Raw genomic sequence first — 13,082 nt, forward strand, 5'->3', positions numbered from 1 at the left:
CACCTGTTAAATCAGAAACGGTGGGGCACGCCTTTAAAGCGGCGAGAAATGCCCCTATATTCGTTACTTGTTCTGTTTGCGATTGATTGCCTGACCGTATGCCTACTGTCGTCAAATGCCCCACATGCGGAAAGGACGTCCGCTGGACACCTGAAAACCGCTTCCGCCCCTTCTGCTCCGATCGCTGCAAGCAGATCGACCTCGGCGCCTGGGCCGCTGAGAAGTACAAGATCGGCGGGAACGAGCAGGAAGCGTCGTCGGACGAGACGCCCGGCGGGGATTACACCCCGCATTGAGCGCGGCCCGCTGGCCGGGCCATACCGATCGGCGCTGCGCTAGAGCAGCGCCTGACGTCGTGCGCCGTTTTCTTTTCGCTTCAGCTCTTTTCGGCAGCGAGCCATTCCAGCACGGGAATGGTCGCCGGCAACAGCGGCTCGACGTCCGCGGGCAGCGTCTGCCAGACAAAAGCCTGACCTTCGCGGCCGTGCGGCTCGCCGGACCACTGCGTCACCTTGCAGAAAAAGAGCCGCACATACGCGTGCGGGTAGTCGTGTTCGAGCGTATGCCAAAGATGGCTTGCCTCGACCGCGATACCCAACTCCTCGTGCAACTCGCGAGCGAGCGCGGCTTCGACTGATTCGCCCGCTTCCAGCTTGCCGCCCGGAAATTCCCAGTAGCCTTCGTACGGCTTGCCCGCCGGGCGCTGCGCCAGCAGATAGCGCCCATCGGGCTGGACCAGCACGCCAACCGCGACCTGCGTCACCTTGCGGCCCGCGGCGTTCTTCTCGACGTCGTCGCTCATGCGCTCACTCATGCCGACGTCTTGCGGCCGGACCAGTCGCGCGCGAACTGCCACGCGACACGTCCCGAACGCGACCCGCGCTCGAGCGCCCACACCAGCGCATCGCCGCGCGCCGCTTCGACTTCGGCGTCGTCGCAACCGAAATGGCGCAGCCAGTGGCTGATGATCGACAGGTAGTCATCCTGCTTGAACGGATAGAAGCTGACCCACAAACCGAAGCGCTCGGACAGGGAGATCTTTTCTTCGACCAGCTCACCGGGATGAATCTCGCCGTCGGACGTGTGCTTGTACGTCTCGTTGTCGCTCATGTATTCGGGCAACAAATGGCGGCGGTTCGACGTCGCATAAATCAGCACGTTGTCCGATTGCGCGGCGATCGAGCCGTCGAGCGCGACCTTCAACGCCTTGTAGCCCGACTCGCCATCTTCGAACGAGAGGTCGTCGCAGAACACCACGAAGCGCTCCGGCCGCTGCGCGATCAGGTCGACGATATCGCCGAGGTCGTGCAGATCGTCCTTATCCACTTCGATCAGACGTAGCCCGTCTTTCGCGTACGCATTCAGACACGCCTTGATCAGCGACGACTTGCCGGTGCCGCGCGCGCCTGTCAGCAACACGTTGTTGGCCGGCTGCTTGTGGACGAATTGACGCGTGTTCTGCTCGATCAGGCCTTTCTGGCGATCGATGTTCTGCAGGTCGTCGAGCGTGATCGCCGAGATGGCCGGCACCGGCTGCAGGTAGCCGCGCCCTTGGCGCTTGCGCCAGCGGAAGGCCACTGCCGCCGACCAGTCGATATCGGGCGAAGCGGGCGGAAGCATCGCTTCGAGGCGCACGAGCACGGCTTCGGCCCGGGTCAGAAACTGTTCGAGTTTATCCATGGCTGGGAAATAAGCGGCCTTAGGCCGCGTAATGAACCTGGTTACGAACGATAGTCGGCGTTGATGCTCACGTAGTCGTGCGACAGATCGCAAGTCCAGATCGTGGCTTGCGCATCGCCGCGCCCGAGTACCACACGTATGCCGATCTCGCTCTTTTTCATGACGCGCTGGCCGTCTTCTTCGCGGTAGGCCGGATTGCGGCCGCCGGCAGTCGCAACCAGCACGTCGTCCAGATACAGATCGATCTTGCCGACGTCGAGATCGTCCACGCCGGCATAGCCGATGGCCGCGAGAATGCGGCCGAGATTCGGATCCGATGCATAGAAAGCCGTTTTCACGAGCGGCGAGTGGCCGATCGCATACGCGATCTGGCGGCATTCGCCGACGCTCGCGCCGCCTTCCACTTGCACGGTCATGAATTTGGTCGCGCCTTCGCCGTCGCGCACGATCAGCTGCGCGAGGGTCTGGGCGACTTCGGTCACCGCGTCGCGCAGCGCTGCATAAGCGGGCGAATCGGTGGACGTGATCGCCGGCAGGCTCGATTTGCCCGACGCGATCAGGATGAACGAATCGTTGGTCGACGTATCGCCATCGATCGTGATGCAGTTGAACGAGCGATCCGTCACGTGCTTGACCAGCGCATCGAGCACCCGCTGGGAGACGGCGGCGTCGAACGCGAGGAAGCCGAGCATGGTCGCCATGTTCGGCTTGATCATGCCGGCGCCCTTGCTGATGCCGGTCAGCGTGACCGTGTGGCCCTCGATCGTCACCTGGCGCGACGTGGCCTTGGGCAGCGTGTCCGTGGTCATGATCGCCTGCGCGGCGTCGTACCAGTTCGCTTCCTTGCGGTTCGCCAGCGCGGCCGGCAAACCCGCTTTCAAACGATCGACCGGCAGCGGCTCCAGAATCACGCCCGTCGAAAACGGCAGCACCTGTTCCGGCGTGATGTCCGCCAGACGCGCGAGTTCGGCACAGGTTTCGCGCGCCGCCACGAGGCCCGGCTCACCCGTGCCAGCGTTGGCGTTGCCGGTGTTGATCACCAGCGCGCGAATCGGCTTGCCGCCGGCGCGCACGCGTTCCAGATTCTCACGGCACACCGTGACGGGCGCCGCGCAAAAACGGTTCTGCGTGAACACGCCGCCCACCGTGGCGCCTTCGCCCACGGAAATGACGAGCACGTCCTTGCGGTTCGGCTTGCGAATATTCGCCTCCGCCCAGCCGAGCGAAACGCCGGCGACGGGATAGAGTTGAGCGGGATCGATCGAGGGGAAATTGACAGCCATGGTCGCGACCTGTCGAAGAAAATGCCGGCAGGCGCCGGCATCGGGGAAACGGAACTGATGGTCCGGGCTTGTTGCCGGACCACCGCGAAATCAAGGCAACCTACCGCCTGAAACGACGCGGCGCGCCTCTCAGCGCGCCGCCTTCGGCATTACACGATCTTGCCGTGGCACTGCTTGTACTTCTTGCCGCTGCCGCACGGGCACGGGTCGTTACGGCCGACCTTCGGCACGTTGTCCGCGCTCATGTTCGCTGCTGCCGTATGCGACGAACCGTGGCTCATGGCATCGCCGATCATGGCGGCGGTGGCTGCTTCCGCGGCAACAGGCGCTGCGGCGGCCGCTTCGGCGAATTCGGCGTGGCGGAACTCGACGTTTTCAAGGTGCCCGCCCTGCTCTTCGAGCTGTTCAGCAGCCTGTTCCAACTGTTCAGGCGACTGGATCTGCACGTTCATCACCACGCGGGTGACTTCGAGCTTCACGGCGTCGAGCATGGCGGCGAACAGTTCGAACGCCTCACGCTTGTATTCCTGCTTCGGATTCTTCTGCGCATAGCCACGCAGATGGATGCCCTGACGCAAGTGATCGAGCGCGGCCAGATGTTCGCGCCAGCTGCGATCCAGCGTTTGCAGCATGATCGAGCGCTCGAATGCGCTGAACGATTCGCGGCCGACCAGTTCGACCTTCGCTTCGTAGGCTTCGTCCGCGGCGGCTTCGACCGCTTCGAGAATCTCGTCCGCGCTGATCGAGTTCGACTCGTTGATCATTTCCTGGATCGCGAGGTCGAGCTGCCATTCGTTGCGCAGCACCTCTTCCAATTCGGGCACGTCCCACTGCTCTTCAATGCTGCCTGCCGGCACGAACTGATGGACGATATCGGCGATCACGCTCTGACGCATCGCGCCGATCGTTTCGGTGATGTCGTTCGCTTCGAGCAATTCATTGCGCTGCTGGTAAATCACCTTGCGCTGATCGTTCGACACATCGTCGTATTCGAGCAATTGCTTGCGAACGTCGAAGTTGCGCGCTTCCACCTTGCGCTGCGCCGATTCGATCGAGCGAGAGACGATGCCCGCCTCGATCGCCTCACCTTCGGGCATCTTCAGGCGGTCCATGATCGCGCGCACGCGATCGCCGGCGAAAATGCGCAGCAGCGGATCTTCCAGCGACAAATAGAAGCGCGACGAACCCGGGTCGCCCTGACGGCCGGCACGGCCGCGCAGCTGATTGTCGATCCGGCGCGATTCGTGGCGCTCGGTGCCGATGATGTGCAGACCGCCCGCGGCCTTCACCTGATCGTGCAGCGCTTGCCATTCGTCGTGCAGCTTCTGGATGCGGCGTTGCTTGTCGTCTTCAGCCAGCGTTTCGTCCAGTTCGAGGAACGACGCCTGCTTTTCCGCGTTGCCGCCGAGCACGATGTCGGTACCGCGACCGGCCATGTTGGTGGCGATCGTGATGCGCTTCGGACGGCCGGCTTCGGCGACGATCTCGGCTTCACGCGCGTGCTGCTTGGCGTTCAGCACTTCGTGCGGCAGACCGGCCTGCTTCAGCAGATGCGACAGCAACTCGGAGTTTTCGATGGACGTCGTACCGACCAGCACCGGCTGACCGCGTTCGTAGCAATCGCGAATGTCGCGGATTACCGCGTCGTAGCGTTCCTTGGCCGTCTTGTAGATCTGATCCTGCTTGTCGATCCGCTTGGGCGGACGGTTGGTCGGGATCACGACCGTTTCGAGACCATAGATCTCGTTGAATTCGAATGCTTCCGTATCCGCCGTGCCGGTCATGCCGGACAGCTTCGCGTACATGCGGAAGTAGTTCTGGAACGTGATCGACGCGAGCGTCTGGTTCTCGCTCTGGATCTTGACGTGTTCCTTCGCCTCGACAGCCTGGTGCAGCCCGTCCGACCAGCGGCGGCCCGACATCAGACGGCCGGTGAATTCGTCCACGATCACCACTTCGCCGTTCTGCACCACGTAGTGCTGATCCTTGAAGAACAGCGTGTGGGCGCGCAGCGCGGCGTACACGTGGTGCATCAGCGTGATGTTCTGCGGCGCGTACAGGCTTTCGCCGTCGCCGATCAGGCCCCACTCGGCGAGCAGACGCTCGGCCTTTTCGTGGCCCGATTCCGTCAGGAACACCTGGCGGCCTTTTTCGTCCAGCGTATAGTCGCCCGGCTTTTCGACGCCGGTGCCGTCCGCTTTCTCTTCGCCGATCTGGCGTTCGAGCAGCGGCGGCAACGCATTCATGCGCACGTACAGGTCGGTATGATCTTCGGCCTGGCCGGAGATGATCAGCGGGGTACGGGCTTCGTCGATCAGGATCGAGTCGACCTCGTCGACCACCGCGAAATTGAGGGCTCGCTGCACGCGCGCGTCGGTCTCGTAGACCATGTTGTCGCGCAGGTAGTCGAAGCCGAATTCGTTGTTGGTGCCGTACGTGATGTCCGCCGCGTAGGCTTCCTGCTTCGCGCCGTGATCCATCTGCGACAGATTGATGCCGACCGACAGACCGAGGAAGTTGTACAGGCGCGCCATCCATTCGGCGTCGCGCTGGGCGAGGTAGTCGTTGACCGTGACCACGTGCACGCCGCGGCCGGACAGCGCGTTCAGGTACACCGGCAGCGTGGCGACGAGCGTCTTGCCCTCACCGGTGCGCATTTCGCCGATCTTGCCGTAGTGCAGAACCATGCCGCCGATCAGCTGCACGTCGAAGTGGCGCATTTTCAGCACCCGCTTGCTGGCCTCGCGGCACACCGCGAAGGCTTCCGGCAGGAGCTTGTCGAGCGATTCGCCGCTCGCGACGCGCTGGCGGAATTCACCCGTTTTGGCGCGCAGTTGATCGTCCGTCAATTGCTCGATCTGCGGTTCGAGCGCATTGATCGCCGTGACGGTCTTTTGATATTGCTTGACTAGCCGCTGGTTGCGGCTGCCAAAAATCTTCTGTAGAAAACCGGTGGTCATCGGATCGGTGTCTGCGTCGCGGCTTCGGCTGGGTCGCGGCGTGCAGTTCGTGCACGCGCGCTCCGGGGTCGGAAGGGCCTCGGCGGCTTAGTCCAAGAGTGAATTCGAATCGCGCATTTTAGCACGCGCCCCCGCCCACGCTTATGTCAGCAGCGAGACGGCGGCAGGGCATCGGAAGCCCGCCGCAGCGAGCTCCGGCAGTCCGCATTGAGGCGGGCCCGCGTGCGTCCTGCGCGGTACAATCGCGGCGTGAACGCGCATAGGGCGCGGACACGCCGTGACCCATCGAACATGAGCCGTTTTCCTTCCTTTTCAAGGCCGCCGCCCCAGCAGTTCAAGGCGCGCCGCCCGCAGCCGGTCGCCGAGGTGCTCAATCGCACGGACGCGTTCGCGGCCCTGCGCGCGGGCGTCGAGCAGATTGCGGCGTTGGAGAAGGATCTGCGCGCTCTGCTGCCCGACTATCTGGCGACGAGCGTCGAACCCAGCTTTATCAAGGAAGGCGTGCTCGCCCTGTTCGCCGGCCATAACGCGCTGGCGGCGCGGCTGCGGCATCTGGAGCCACGGCTGCTGGCGGATCTGCAGCAGCGCGGCTGGCCGGTGAATTCGCTGCGGATTCGCGTGCGGCCGCAGGCTGTGAAGGAACCGCCGCCGGTCAAACAGGCGCGCATGACGCCAGCCGGCGCTGATGCGCTCCACGCGCTGAGCGAGTCGCTGGCGCCGTCGCCGTTACAGGAGGCGCTGGCGAAAATGGCGGCCCGGCATCGGAGAAATCGCTAGTCAAAAGAAAAGCGGCCCGACTGGGCCGCTTACTTTTCATGCGCTTGCTTCGGAAATTTCACCCGAAGGCGTCAGGCAAAAGCCGTCTGCGTCTCGTAGGCAAAACCGCGCGGCGCCTTCTGCGTGTCGTCGAAGGTGACGATTTCGTACGAATCTTCGTGCGCCAGCAGTTCGCGCAGCAGCGCGTTGTTCAGGCCGTGGCCCGATTTGTAGGCGTCATACGCCGCCAACAACGGGTGGCCGACCACATACAGGTCGCCGATCGCGTCGAGCATCTTGTGCTTTACGAACTCATCGTCGTAGCGCAGGCCGTCGTTATTCAGAATGCGGTACTCGTCCAGCACGATCGCGTTGTCCATGCTGCCGCCACGCGCCAGACCCAGTTCGCGCATCATTTCCACTTCATGCGCAAAACCAAAGGTGCGAGCCCGCGCGATCTCGCGCACGTACGACGTATTGGCAAAATCCACTTCCAGCGCCTGGCCGGTTTTATCCACAGCCGGGTGACGGAAATCGATCGTGAACTTGAGCTTGAAACCAAAGTACGGGTCTAGACGCGCGAATTTATCGCCGTCACGAATTTCGACCGGCTTGGTGACCTTGATGAATTTCTTCGCCGCGTTCTGTTCTTCAATACCCGCCGACTGAATCAGAAACACGAATGAACCGGCACTGCCGTCCATGATCGGGATTTCTTCGGCGGTGACGTCGACATACAGGTTGTCGATGCCGAGACCGGCGCAGGCGGACATCAAATGCTCGATGGTCGAGACGCGCGCGCCGTCTTTCTGCAACACGGAAGCCAGACGCGTATCGCCAATCGCCATCGCCGACGCAGGAATGTCCACCGGCGTGGCGAGGTCCACGCGCGAAAACACAATGCCCGTGTCCGGCCCGGCCGGACGGAGCGTCAGTTCGACTTTGCGGCCCGAGTGCAGGCCAATGCCGACTGTCTTGACGATTTGTTTGATAGTGCGCTGCTTCAGCATGGTGATCTTCTATTCGATTGAAAATCCCAATCGGGACTTTTTATTCCATAGCACGAATTATACTCCAATACCCTAGGGAGCGTCTTTCCGCGGAACGTATCAATCTGTTTCGCTGCATTACCCTTGGGCGCCCGCCAGGGAAAGCGTGACGGGCCGATGCCCCGGAACGGAGGCGTTTCCGGTCATCGGCCCGCGTAACGGCCTGTCACAAAAGCGTCTTATCGACCGTTGCCCAAGCACAACGCGCCAACCGCGCGTGCCTGTGGCGAAGGCCACGACACCAGCGTGCCTAGCTCAACGTAGCGAGAATACTCCCTGCATCGCTGACTTCGAATTTGCCGGCAGCCTCGACGTTCAACGTCTTGACCACGCCGTCGTCGACCACCATCGCGTAGCGCTGGGAACGGATTCCCATGCCGCGCGCCGACAAATCCTGCTCGAGACCGAGCGCTCGCGTGAAAGCCGCACTGCCGTCCGCCATCATGCGCACCTTGCCCGAGGCGTGCTGATCGCGTCCCCACGCGCCCATTACGAACGCGTCGTTGACGGACACGCACCAGATCTCGTCGATGCCAAGAGCGCGCAACTGCTCGGCGTGCTCGACATAACCCGGTACATGTTTGGCCGAACAGGTTGGCGTGAACGCGCCCGGCAATCCGAAGATCACCACACGCTTGCCCGCCGTCTGCTCGCGCACGTCGAAGCTGTTAGGCCCGATCGTGCAGCCCGCCCGCTCGTCTTCGATCAACTCGAAGAGCGTCGCGTCGGGCAGCTTGTCACCTGCCTGAATCATGCTCAGTCCTTTGCATCGATGCGAAGCACGCTCGCACGTCGTCGTGTCGCAGTGAAAAATCCGGCGTGGGCACCAACCACTGCATGCTCCGCCGTCCGGCGACAGTCGCCCAATCCGCTTCGCGAATCCGAAGAGGGCACTTGTCCTTGTCGCGAATCTTCAAAGATACGCGACTTGTTCGCCGTTCACCCGCCACGCTCGTGCATTCGTCCGCCAGCGCCGCACTGCTGTCCAACTCGCAGCGCCGCAACGAAAGCCTGCCCGTGCGCTCAGTCCGCCTGCTTGCGCAGGAATGCCGGAATGTCGTACGTGTCGACGCCCTTTTCCTGCAACGCCTGCACATGCGATGCGGCCGTATCGCGCGACGTGCGCCACACTGCCGGCGTGTCCAGTGCGCCGTAGTCGGCGGTGCTGGCGTGCGACGACTGCGGTGCGTAAGCAGCGTGTGCACTGATCGGCTGGTTATCGGTGCCGGTGCGCAGCAGCGTCATCGGTGCCGATTGCTGCTTCTTGGCCGCACGGCCCAGACCCGTTGCCACGACCGTCACGCGGAGCGCGTCGCCCATTGCATCGTCGTACACGGCGCCGAAAATCACGGTCGCGTCTTCTGCCGCGTAGCTCTTGATCGTGTTCATCACTTCGCGCGTTTCCGACAGACGCAGCGAACGGCTCGACGTGATGTTCACCAGCACGCCACGCGCGCCCGACAGATCCACACCTTCCAGCAACGGGCTGGCCACAGCCTGCTCAGCAGCCAGACGCGCGCGATCGACGCCGGCAACCGTCGCCGTGCCCATCATCGCCTTGCCCTGCTCGCCCATCACCGTTTTCACGTCTTCGAAGTCGACGTTCACCAGACCGTCGACGTTGATGATTTCCGCGATGCCGGCAACTGCGTTGTTCAGAACGTCGTCTGCGCACTGGAAGCACTTGTCCATCTCGGCGTCATCGCCCATCACCTCGAACAGCTTGTCGTTCAGAACGACGATCAGCGAGTCGACGTGATCCTCCAGTTGCTGCGAACCGGCTTCTGCCACGCGCATCCGCTTGCCGCCTTCGAATTCGAACGGCTTGCTGACCACGCCAACGGTCAAGATACCCATTTCTTTAGCGATCTGCGCGACCACGGGTGCTGCGCCCGTGCCCGTGCCGCCGCCCATGCCGGCCGTGATGAAGACCATGTGCGCGCCGCGCAGTGCGTCGGCGATGCGCTCACGTGCTTCTTCCGCTGCGGCGCGGCCCATTTCCGGCTTGGCGCCGGCGCCCAGACCCGTGTTGCCGAGCTGGATCACCGCGGTGGCGCGCGAACGCGACAAAGCCTGCGCGTCCGTGTTCATCACGATGAAGTCGACGCCTTGCACGCCTTTGTTGATCATGTGCTGAACAGCATTGCCGCCAGCGCCACCTACTCCGACCACCTTGATGATGGTGCCGTTCGTTTCGGTTTCCAGCATTTGGAAATCCATGATGCCTCCGTCAAGATAAAAATTTGCAGCCACTTCGGCCGTTATTCGGCAGGAGATCGGGCAACCGCCTGTCGCGCGCCGGCCGCCGGCACCAGCGCGTATTTTTTTTGAAACCCGTTCGAAAACCCGTTCTGTGCAGCGATACAGCGAATGCTTTAGAAGTTGCCGAGGAACCAGTCCTTCATGCGCGTGAACACCTGTCCCATCGAGCCCGACTGCACGGCCACCTTGCGGCCGCGCATGCGTTGCGAGCGTCCTTCGACGAGCAGGCCCATCGCCGTCGAGTAGCGCGGATTGCGCACTACGTCAGCCAGACCGCCCGCATATTCCGGCACGCCGATACGCACCGGCTTCAGGAAGATGTCTTCACCCAGTTCGACCATGCCGAGCATCATCGACGCGCCGCCGGTCAGCACCACGCCGGAGCTCAGCAGTTCCTCGTAACCCGACTCGCGCACCACCTGCTGCACGAGCGAAAACAGTTCTTCGACGCGCGGCTCGACCACCGCCGCCAGCGCCTGGCGCGACAGCGTGCGCGGACCGCGCTCGCCGAGACCCGGCACTTCGATCATTTCGTCCGGATCGGCCAGCGCCTGCTTGGCGATGCCGTAATCCACCTTGATGTCTTCCGCGTCCGGCGTCGGCGTGCGCAGCGCCATCGCGATGTCGCTCGTGATCTGGTCGCCGGCGATCGGAATCACCGCCGTATGACGGATCGCGCCTTCGCTGAAAATCGCAATATCAGTCGTGCCGCCGCCGATATCGACCAGCACCACGCCGAGTTCTTTCTCGTCTTCCGTCAGCACCGCCAGCGACGACGCCAGCGGCTGCAAGATCAGATCGTTCACTTCGAGCCCGCAACGGCGCACGCACTTGACGATGTTTTGCGCCGCGCTCACCGCGCCGGTGACGATATGCACCTTCACTTCAAGGCGAATGCCGCTCATGCCGATCGGCTCGCGCACATCTTCCTGACCGTCGATGATGAATTCCTGCGTCAGGATATGCAGCACCTGCTGATCGGTCGGGATGTTGATCGCCTTCGCCGTTTCGATCACGCGCGCCACGTCCGTCTGCGTGACTTCCTTCTCCTTGATCGCCACCATGCCGCTGGAATTGAAGCTGCGGATATGGCTGCCGGCAATCCCGGTAAATACGTTGGTGATCTTGCAGTCGGCCATGAGTTCGGCTTCTTCGAGCGCACGCTGAATGGACTGCACGGTGGCCTCGATATTCACCACCACGCCTTTCTTGAGCCCCTTCGATTCGCTCTGGCCGAGGCCGATCACCTCGTAGTGACCTTCGCCCTTCAACTCGGCGACGATGGCCACGACCTTCGACGTCCCAATGTCGAGGGCGACCAGCAGATCTTTATAGTCTTTACTCATAGCGTGCTCATTGCGTGTGATGTCCGTTTACTTCTTGCCCTTGTCGGGTTCGGTGATAAAGCGCATCCCTGCCGCGCGAATCGCGAAACCGTTCGGATAGCGCAAGTCCGCATACTCGATATCCTTTCCCCAACGTTGCGTCACGGCGCTCCACGCCGCGCTCAGACGTTTGCTCCGATCGAGCAGCGTGTCCTGATTGCGTTCGCGCCCAAGTTCCACCTGCGTGCCGTTCGAGAGCTTCACCGTCCACGCGTAGCGCGGCGACAGCGTCACTTCTTCAGGCGTCGCGCCCAACGGCGCAAACCATTTCTGGAAGTCGTGATACCGCGCGACCACCTCTTTTGCCGTACCGTCCGGACCGTCGAACGCGGGCAGATCTTCTTCGAGCTCGCCCTGGTTCGCGGTGAACAGCTCGCCGTCGACGCTCACCAGCTGATCGCTGCCCCACGTTCCCAGCGGTTTGTACTCTTCCAGCGTGACAGCCAGTGCATTCGGCCAGACGCGCCGCACGCTCGCATGACGCACCCACGGCATCTGCTCGAACGCCTGACGCGCCACGTCGAGATCCACCGTAAAAAAGTTGCCCTTCAAGCGCCCCACCACACCCGCGCGCACCGTCGGCGAATTGATGTGCTCGGTATCGCCGTCGATCTGGATTTCGCGCAGCGCGAAATTCGGGCGCTGGATCAGCCAGTAACCGCCTGCCGCCAGCAGCACGAGCACCAGCAACACATGCAATGTGTTGGCGGCAAAATTGAGCTGGCGAACGTTGTTCCACATGGTGTTGCTTTCGGGTCGCCCCGGTTAGTCCTGCAGCGTCAGCGCCAACACGCCGACAACCAGTTCCTGATAGCTGATGCCCACCGCACGCGCCGCTTTCGGCGGCAGCGAGTGATCGGTCATGCCAGGCGCCGTGTTCACTTCGAGGAAATACGGGTTGCCGTCGGCGTCGAGCATGAAATCCGCGCGGCCCCAGTCGGTGCAGCCGAGCACGTCGAAGGCACGGCGCGCCAGCACTTTCAGGCGCGCTTCCTCGTCCGCCGCCAGACCGCACGGGATCAGATACTGCGTGTCGTTCGCGATGTACTTCGCGTGATAGTCGTAGAACTCGCCGGCCGGCACGATGCGGATCACCGGCAAATCCAGATTGCCGGCTATGCACGCGGTGTATTCGCCGCCGCCTTCAATACTCTTTTCGACCACGACGATCTTGTCGTACTTGACCGCTTCGATCAGCGCGGCGGGCAGCGCGCCGGCGCTCTTCACCTTGATCACCGCGACGCTCGAACCTTCGCTCGCCGGTTTCACGAAGAGCGGCAAACCGAGCTTCGCGACGATGTCTTTCGAGCGCGCTTCGTAGTCGTCGCCGCGCAGTACCGCTTCGAATGGCGGCGTCGGAATGCCGAGTTGCTGCCACACGAGCTTGGTGCGGAACTTGTCCAGACCGAGCGCCGAGCCGAGCACGCCACTGCCGGTGTACTTAATGCCGTAAAAGTCGAGCGCGCCCTGAATCTGGCCGTTCTCGCCGTAACCGCCATGCAGCGCGTTGAACGCACGCACAAAGCCTTCTTCCTTCAATGCGGCGAGCGGACGCTCGGCCGGATCGAACGGATGCGCGTCCACGCCGGCGTCGCGCAGACCTTGCAGCACGAGGCGGCCGGAATTGAGCGAGACCTCGCGCTCGGCGGAATTACCACCGAGCAGTACTGCCACTTTGCCGAATTGTTTGGGGTCGATACTGCTCAT

Annotated in this window: 12 protein-coding genes; 2 read left to right on the plus strand and 10 right to left on the minus strand. The window is 62.6% G+C overall.

What is annotated here, in order from left to right:
* Positions 1 to 98: 98 nt before the first annotated feature.
* Positions 99 to 296, plus strand: coding sequence for a DNA gyrase inhibitor YacG (gene yacG / locus B0G80_RS13605; protein WP_106285173.1), 198 nt, complete (start codon positions 99 to 101; stop codon positions 294 to 296).
* A gap of 80 nt (positions 297 to 376) precedes the next feature.
* Here the strand turns inward: yacG and mutT are convergent, their stop codons facing one another.
* The 4 genes from mutT to secA all read right to left on the minus strand — a co-directional run bounded on the left by mutT (position 377) and on the right by secA (position 5,923).
* Entirely contained in the window at positions 377 to 802 is a 426-nt protein-coding gene (gene mutT, locus B0G80_RS13610) for an 8-oxo-dGTP diphosphatase MutT (RefSeq protein ID WP_116118335.1), read from the minus strand.
* An 8-nt stretch (positions 803 to 810) separates the two neighbouring features.
* Complete coding sequence (locus B0G80_RS13615) at positions 811 to 1,680, minus strand: ATP-binding protein (RefSeq protein WP_116118336.1); 870 nt, start codon at positions 1,678 to 1,680, stop codon at positions 811 to 813.
* 41 nt (positions 1,681 to 1,721) lie between these two features.
* Positions 1,722 to 2,963: a bifunctional glutamate N-acetyltransferase/amino-acid acetyltransferase ArgJ gene (argJ, locus tag B0G80_RS13620; protein WP_116118337.1), complete on the minus strand. Its 1,242-nt coding sequence runs from the start codon at positions 2,961 to 2,963 to the stop codon at positions 1,722 to 1,724.
* Positions 2,964 to 3,112: 149 nt separating this feature from the next.
* A complete protein-coding gene (gene secA / locus B0G80_RS13625) occupies positions 3,113 to 5,923 on the minus strand; it encodes a preprotein translocase subunit SecA (RefSeq protein ID WP_116118338.1) in 2,811 nt (936 codons plus the stop codon).
* A 291-nt stretch (positions 5,924 to 6,214) separates the two neighbouring features.
* Between secA and B0G80_RS13630 the strand changes: the two genes are divergently transcribed.
* Entirely contained in the window at positions 6,215 to 6,700 is a 486-nt protein-coding gene (locus tag B0G80_RS13630; RefSeq protein WP_041758585.1) for a DciA family protein, read from the plus strand.
* A 71-nt stretch (positions 6,701 to 6,771) separates the two neighbouring features.
* Here B0G80_RS13630 and lpxC read toward each other — a convergent pair whose 3' ends face one another.
* The 6 genes from lpxC to B0G80_RS13660 form a co-directional block, all read right to left on the minus strand.
* Positions 6,772 to 7,689, minus strand: a complete 918-nt coding sequence (gene lpxC / locus B0G80_RS13635) for a UDP-3-O-acyl-N-acetylglucosamine deacetylase (protein ID WP_106285167.1) — start codon at positions 7,687 to 7,689, stop codon at positions 6,772 to 6,774.
* Positions 7,690 to 7,978: 289 nt separating this feature from the next.
* Positions 7,979 to 8,482: a peroxiredoxin gene (locus B0G80_RS13640; RefSeq protein WP_012434415.1), complete on the minus strand. Its 504-nt coding sequence runs from the start codon at positions 8,480 to 8,482 to the stop codon at positions 7,979 to 7,981.
* A gap of 269 nt (positions 8,483 to 8,751) precedes the next feature.
* Positions 8,752 to 9,948 carry a cell division protein FtsZ gene (gene ftsZ, locus B0G80_RS13645; protein ID WP_012434416.1) on the minus strand — a complete coding sequence of 399 codons (1,197 nt, stop codon included), beginning with the start codon at positions 9,946 to 9,948 and terminating at the stop codon, positions 8,752 to 8,754.
* Positions 9,949 to 10,103: 155 nt separating this feature from the next.
* Positions 10,104 to 11,336, minus strand: coding sequence for a cell division protein FtsA (gene ftsA / locus B0G80_RS13650; protein WP_007180311.1), 1,233 nt, complete (start codon positions 11,334 to 11,336; stop codon positions 10,104 to 10,106).
* A gap of 27 nt (positions 11,337 to 11,363) precedes the next feature.
* Positions 11,364 to 12,116, minus strand: a complete 753-nt coding sequence (locus B0G80_RS13655) for a cell division protein FtsQ/DivIB (RefSeq protein WP_106285166.1) — start codon at positions 12,114 to 12,116, stop codon at positions 11,364 to 11,366.
* A gap of 24 nt (positions 12,117 to 12,140) precedes the next feature.
* Positions 12,141 to 13,082: a D-alanine--D-alanine ligase gene (locus tag B0G80_RS13660; RefSeq protein ID WP_116118339.1), complete on the minus strand. Its 942-nt coding sequence runs from the start codon at positions 13,080 to 13,082 to the stop codon at positions 12,141 to 12,143.

The organism is Paraburkholderia sp. BL6669N2 (genome assembly GCF_003387275.1).
In the GTDB taxonomy this organism is placed as follows: Bacteria; Pseudomonadota; Gammaproteobacteria; order Burkholderiales; family Burkholderiaceae; genus Paraburkholderia.

Coding starts and splice junctions, on each gene's coding strand:
- yacG (WP_106285173.1), top strand. CDS start 99: ATGCCTACTGTCGTCAAATGCCCCACATGCGGAAAGGACGTCCGCTGG.
- mutT (WP_116118335.1), bottom strand. CDS start 802: ATGAGCGACGACGTCGAGAAGAACGCCGCGGGCCGCAAGGTGACGCAG.
- B0G80_RS13615 (WP_116118336.1), bottom strand. CDS start 1,680: ATGGATAAACTCGAACAGTTTCTGACCCGGGCCGAAGCCGTGCTCGTG.
- argJ (WP_116118337.1), bottom strand. CDS start 2,963: ATGGCTGTCAATTTCCCCTCGATCGATCCCGCTCAACTCTATCCCGTC.
- secA (WP_116118338.1), bottom strand. CDS start 5,923: ATGACCACCGGTTTTCTACAGAAGATTTTTGGCAGCCGCAACCAGCGG.
- B0G80_RS13630 (WP_041758585.1), top strand. CDS start 6,215: ATGAGCCGTTTTCCTTCCTTTTCAAGGCCGCCGCCCCAGCAGTTCAAG.
- lpxC (WP_106285167.1), bottom strand. CDS start 7,689: ATGCTGAAGCAGCGCACTATCAAACAAATCGTCAAGACAGTCGGCATT.
- B0G80_RS13640 (WP_012434415.1), bottom strand. CDS start 8,482: ATGATTCAGGCAGGTGACAAGCTGCCCGACGCGACGCTCTTCGAGTTG.
- ftsZ (WP_012434416.1), bottom strand. CDS start 9,948: ATGGATTTCCAAATGCTGGAAACCGAAACGAACGGCACCATCATCAAG.
- ftsA (WP_007180311.1), bottom strand. CDS start 11,336: ATGAGTAAAGACTATAAAGATCTGCTGGTCGCCCTCGACATTGGGACG.
- B0G80_RS13655 (WP_106285166.1), bottom strand. CDS start 12,116: ATGTGGAACAACGTTCGCCAGCTCAATTTTGCCGCCAACACATTGCAT.
- B0G80_RS13660 (WP_116118339.1), bottom strand. CDS start 13,082: ATGAGCAGTATCGACCCCAAACAATTCGGCAAAGTGGCAGTACTGCTC.